Origin of the sequence: Mycobacterium sp., assembly GCF_032161845.1 — a bacterium.
In the GTDB taxonomy this organism is placed as follows: Bacteria; Actinomycetota; Actinomycetes; order Mycobacteriales; family Mycobacteriaceae; genus Mycobacterium.
This window is the reverse complement of the sequence record NZ_JAVRQA010000365.1, coordinates 1-5,412: the sequence shown is the minus strand read 5'-3', so window position 1 is coordinate 5,412 and position 5,412 is coordinate 1. Positions and strand designations below refer to the sequence as shown.

Below are 5,412 nucleotides of genomic sequence, written 5' to 3'. Positions count from 1 at the left end.
TGACCAGCCCCAGGAACCAGTCGTCCGGGGTTCCGAACAAGGCGACGGCCGCGACGTGGGAGGCGACCGACGCGGGCATCGGACCTGCGAGGCCTGCGGGCAACGTGAATCCGGCGGGGACGGCGCTGGCGGTGGTGTAGCCGGCCACCGCTGCACCCTGCGAGTAGCCGCCAAGCACGATCTTCGTGGACGGACACTGCGCGGCAATCGACTGAATCCTGTTGCTGGCGTCGGTAATTCCGTCGACAGCCTGGCCGAAGTCCAGCGATGCGGGGTAGTTCACCCCGTACACGTCGACGGTCTTGCCCGGCAGGCGGGCGGTCAGGGCGTCGACGAACGCCTGTCCGGTGGCACCAACGCCGGGGGCCTCGAACGTGCCGCGGGCGAAGACCACCTCGACGGCAGCACACGAGTCATCGGTGGCGTTCGCGGTCGCCGCGGGAGCGGCGAGCAGGCCAACGGCAACGGCCGCCGGAGCGAGAATGGCGAACGCCGTGCGGGCAATCATTGAGGTGGTCACGAGGTAGTCCTCCCTGGCTGTGTCGCCATCGCTTCTGCGTAGAGGTGGCTACTGGCTACTACAAGTGCCGAACCCCGAGCTTCGATACCGGGGTTGTCAAGTGATGCATGTCACCTGCACCGATGTCGGATTCACGGATGGCCGGCGGGTCCCGGAACGTTGACTTCTGGCTCGGTGGCGACGTATCGAAGCGGTGGCTTGGTGCCCCGATTGCTTGGCCGATGAAGTAACGTGGTTATGCCTACTAAGTATTTGACCGCCGCCGACGCTGGAGCCACCGATGACCTTGATCAAAACCACGCTATCTGCCGTCGCGGTCGCGGTCGGCCTGTCCGTCGCCGTGCTTGGCGCGGGCTCCATCGTGGCGAGCGCCGATCCGCCCCCGCCGGCGCCGGGCCAGGGCGAGGTGCCACCGCCCAACGCACCGCGGAAGACGGCCGAATTCTTCGACGGTGAGCCCGTGGTGTGGACCTCGATGTGGGGCGGACGATGGGGCATCTGGAAGAACGGTCAGTTCCTCACCCTGTCCTCGAACATCAACACTGGTGGCGGCTAACGCGTCGCTTTGCCCGTCAACGCCAGAAACACCGCTGCGATGAGCGGTGTTTCTGGTGGGGTTGACCGAGCGCCCCAGAGGTCAGCCCTGTTCGGCCGGAAGCGCCCCTCCGGGAGTGGGCGTCGCCTGGGGTACTCCGGCCAGGCTGTCCACCACGGGACGCTGGTCCGGGCAGTAGTAGTTGATGCCCGCGGAGAGGAACTGGTAGATCGACTGCTCCGAGGTACCCCTCGGAAGATTCGTCTTCAGGAACACCGCCGCCTCGGCGGCATTGGCGTCGAGCCCCGTACGCAACCGCTTGCACTCGATCTTGCCGATCCAGGCGTTGTAGTCCTTCGGACCATAGATGCCGTAGACGTGCAGCTCGTTGCCGAAGTCGGTGTCCGGATCGGCCTGCGCAATCCCCGCCCCGGCCGCAGCCAGCGAGACGGCGGCAATAGCAGTGGCGATTCCAGTTCGCGTCAAAGCCTTCATGGCCGGATCCTATCCTTGATCGTCAAATATGTTGTGCGAGTGCATGATCCGAGTTGGCTGGATCACACGGCGGAGCGGCAGTGCTCGACGTCACGCTCATTTGAGCGATCGAGCGCGCGTCATGGTTATCCACAATACAGTTATATAGGCTAATCTCTCATTTCAATCTCAGGTAACCGTTTGGGCAGGGGTCATGACCAAGGTTTTGCGAAGAGCGTGGATACCGATCGTGATCGTGATCGTCGTCGTGATCGCCGGGTTCACCGTGCATCGCGTGCGCACGTTCTTCGGCATGAATCCCATCCTCGTAACGCCCAAGAACTTCGCCGACGACGCCGAGCCGTTCAACCCGAAGGTCGTCAAGTACGAGATCTTCGGCTCTGGGTCCTACGCCGACATCAACTACCTGGACCTGGACTCCAAGCCGGTGCGGGTCGACGCCGCTGCCCTGCCGTGGTCGCTGACGTTGAGCACCACCGCCCCATCGGTACTGCCGAACATCGTGGCCCAGGGCGACGGTAGTTCCATCTCCTGCCGCATCACCGTCGACGACGTCGTCAAGGACACCAGGACGACCGACGGTGTGAACGCCCAGACCTTCTGCCTTGCGAAGAACGCATGACCGGACCCACCCACCGAGCGCCAGACGGCGAGCCGACGACGGACGCCATCCCGACGACGGGTCCAGCGGTGAATCCGACGCGACACCGCCTGCCGCGGCTGATCCGCACGCTTGCGGTACCGGTCATCCTCGGCTGGATCGTCATCATCGCCCTGATGAACATGCCCTTCGTGACGCCTCAGCTCGAAGAGGTCGGCAAGATGCGATCGGTATCGATGAGCCCGAACGACGCGCCATCGGTGATCTCGATGCAGCACGTGGGCACGACGTTCAAGGAATTCAAGTCCAACAGTTCCGTGATGATCGTGCTGGAGGGCCAGGACAAGCTGGGCCAGGACTCACACGACTTCTACGACGGCATGGTCAAGAAGCTCGAGGCCGACACCAAGCACGTAGAGCACGTCAACGACATGTGGAGCGACCCACTCACCGCGGCGGGCTCGCAGAGCAATGACGGCAAGGCGATGTACGTCCAGGTGTACCTCGCGGGCAATCAGGGTGAGGCCCTGGCCAACGAATCCGTCGAGTCCGTGCAGACGATCGTCGACGGGCTGAAACCACCGAACGGCGTGAAGGTCTTCGTCACCGGGCCGGCCGCGCTCGCGGCCGATCAGCACATCGCCAGCGACAAGAGCATGGCACTCATCGAGGGCGTCACGTTCACCGTCATCATCGTGATGTTGCTGCTGGTCTACCGCTCGATCGTCACCGTGTTGATCGTGCTCGTCATGGTGGTGCTCGAACTCGCCGCGGCCCGGGGCATCGTCGCCTTCCTTGGCTTTCACCAGATCATCGGTCTCTCGACCTTCGCGACGAACCTGCTCGTCACCCTCGCGATAGCCGCGGCGACGGACTATGCGATCTTCCTGCTCGGCAGATATCAGGAAGCGCGAAGTCTTGGCGAGAACAAGGAAGACGCCTACTTCACGATGTTCAACGGCACCGCCCATGTGGTGTTGGGCTCCGGCCTGACGATCGCCGGGGCGACCTTCTGCCTCAGTTTCACCCGATTGCCCTACTTCCAGAGCCTGGGCGTTCCCCTCGCCGTCGGCATGGTCATCGTGGTCCTCTGCGCACTGAGCCTCGGACCCGCGGTCGTGACGATCGCGAGCAAGTTCGGCCTCCTCGAGCCCAAGCGGGCACTGCGCACCCGCGGGTGGCGCAAGATCGGCGCCCTGGTCGTCCGCTGGCCAGGCCCGATTCTGGTGGCCACGATTGCGTTGTCCCTGGTCGGTCTGCTGACCCTGCCCGGGTACAAGACCGACTACAACGACCGCCACTACTTGCCGGCAGACCTGCCAGCCAACGAGGGCTACGCGGCCGCCGACCGACACTTCTCCCAGGCTCGGATGAACCCCGAGCTAATGATGATCGAGAGCGATCACGACCTGCGCAACTCGGCCGACTTCCTCGTCATCGACAAGATCGCCAAGGCGGTCTTCAAGACGCCAGGCATCGGACGCGTGCAGGCGATCACCCGCCCGCTGGGAACGCCGATCGAGCACACCTCGATCCCGTTCCAGATCAGCATGCAGGGCACGACTCAGCAGATGAACCTCAAGTACCAGCAGGATTCGTTCGCCAGCATGCTCAAGCAGGCCGACGAGATGCAGGGCATGATCGAGAACCTCGAGCACATGCTGGTCCTGATGAAGCAGCTGAACGACGTGACGCATGACCTGACCCTGAAGACCAAGGACATGGTCGCCACCACCAACGAGCTCCGCGACAACATCGCGAACTTCGACGACTTCTTCCGACCGATCCGCGCGTACCTGTACTGGGAGCCGCACTGCTACGACATCCCGCTGTGCTGGGCGACGCGGTCGGTCTTCGACACGCTCGACGGCATCGACGCGCTGAGTGATCAACTCGGCGGTCTCGTCACCAACCTCGACGCGCTGGACAGATTGATGCCGCAGCTGATGGCGTCGCTGCCGCCGATGCTGGCGACCATGAAGTCGATGAAGGTCATGATGCTGACGATGTACCAGACCCAGAAGGGTATGTCGGATCAGATGGCGGCGATGCAGGACAACTCGTCCGCCATGGGTGAGGCATTCGATGCGTCGAAGAACGACGACTCCTTCTACCTGCCACCCGAGATCTTCGACAACGCCGAGTTCAAGAAGGGCATGAAGAACTTCATCTCGCCGGACGGGCATTCGGTGCGGTTCATCATCAGCCACGAGGGCGACCCGATGAGTTCAGAGGGCATATCGCACATCGATGCCATCAAGCAGGCGGCGAAGGAAGCCATCAAGGGCACGCCGATGGAGGGCTCGAAGATCTACCTCGCCGGCACCGCGGCGACCTTCAAGGACCTGTCCGACGCCAACGTATTCGACCTGTTGATCGCCGGAATCGCTTCGCTGGCACTGATCTTCATCATCATGCTGATCATCACCCGAGCGGTCGTCGCGTCCGCCGTGATCGTGGGCACCGTGGTGTTGTCCCTCGGTGCGTCCTTCGGGTTGTCCGTTCTGATCTGGCAGCACTTCCTGGACACCCCGCTGCACTGGCTGGTCATGGCGATGTCCGTGATCATCCTGTTGGCGGTCGGGGCGGACTACAACCTGTTGCTGGTGTCGCGATTCAAGGAAGAGATACACGCCGGAATCAACACGGGCATCATCAGATCCATGGGCGGTACCGGATCGGTGGTGACTTCCGCAGGCTTGGTGTTCGCGTTCACCATGACGTCGATGGCGGTGAGCAGCCTCACGATCATCGGTCAGGTCGGCACGACGATCGGGCTCGGCCTGTTGTTCGACACTCTGGTGGTTCGGTCGTTCATGACACCGGCCATCGCGGCCATGCTCGGCAAGTGGTTCTGGTGGCCGACGCACGTGAGGCAGCGACCCAAGCCCGAGCCGTGGCCGAGCGTGGCCAACCATTCCGAACCAGCCCCTACAGCCTGAGGAGAGAATTCATGATGAAGAGCTTGCGCAACATCGCGCTTCGCGGCGCACTGGCGGCCGCCTCTTGCGGCTTCGCCGCAACGGCGTTGGCCGGCCCGGCGGCCGCCGACGCCACCGATGACTTCCCGATCCCGCATCGACTGATCGTCACCACCTGCGATGCCGAGCAGTACCTGCAGGCGGCCAGGGACACCAGCCCGGTGTACTTCGAGAGGTACATGATCGACCGCAGCAACCGACCGGCCGACGTCCAGCAGCAGGCCTTCGACCGCATCCACTGGTTCTTCTCCCTCGACGCGGTCGGCCGCCGGCAGTATTC

Annotated in this window: 6 protein-coding genes; 4 read left to right on the top strand and 2 right to left on the bottom strand. The window is 63.3% G+C overall.

Translation table 11 applies throughout. The features are described 5' to 3' along the window. Window positions 1-508, bottom strand: a 508-nt coding sequence (locus QOD90_RS19885) for a cutinase family protein (RefSeq protein ID WP_526352551.1), incomplete at its 3' end; no start/stop codon positions are given. A 292-nt stretch (window positions 509-800) separates the two neighbouring features. Between QOD90_RS19885 and QOD90_RS19880 the strand changes: the two genes are divergently transcribed. After that, a complete protein-coding gene (locus QOD90_RS19880; protein WP_526352550.1) occupies window positions 801-1,076 on the top strand; it encodes a hypothetical protein in 276 nt (91 codons plus the stop codon). A gap of 81 nt (window positions 1,077-1,157) precedes the next feature. Here QOD90_RS19880 and QOD90_RS19875 read toward each other — a convergent pair whose 3' ends face one another. Further along, on the bottom strand, window positions 1,158-1,550 hold the full coding sequence (locus QOD90_RS19875) for a DUF732 domain-containing protein (RefSeq protein ID WP_526352549.1): 393 nt from the start codon (window positions 1,548-1,550) through the stop codon (window positions 1,158-1,160). Between the two features lie 193 nt (window positions 1,551-1,743). Here QOD90_RS19875 and QOD90_RS19870 point away from each other — a divergent pair, with 193 nt between their 5' ends. From QOD90_RS19870 to QOD90_RS19860, 3 genes are all read left to right on the top strand, one after another. Further along, entirely contained in the window at window positions 1,744-2,172 is a 429-nt protein-coding gene (locus QOD90_RS19870) for an MmpS family transport accessory protein (RefSeq protein ID WP_526352548.1), read from the top strand. Further along, window positions 2,169-5,093 (top strand): MMPL/RND family transporter, encoded by a 2,925-nt coding sequence (locus QOD90_RS19865; protein WP_526352547.1) that lies wholly within the window; start codon window positions 2,169-2,171, stop codon window positions 5,091-5,093. Before QOD90_RS19870 ends, QOD90_RS19865 begins: the two co-directional genes overlap by 4 nt. A gap of 14 nt (window positions 5,094-5,107) precedes the next feature. Beyond that, window positions 5,108-5,412 (top strand): DUF5078 domain-containing protein (locus tag QOD90_RS19860; RefSeq protein WP_526352546.1); only part of this gene is annotated, 305 nt, incomplete at its 3' end.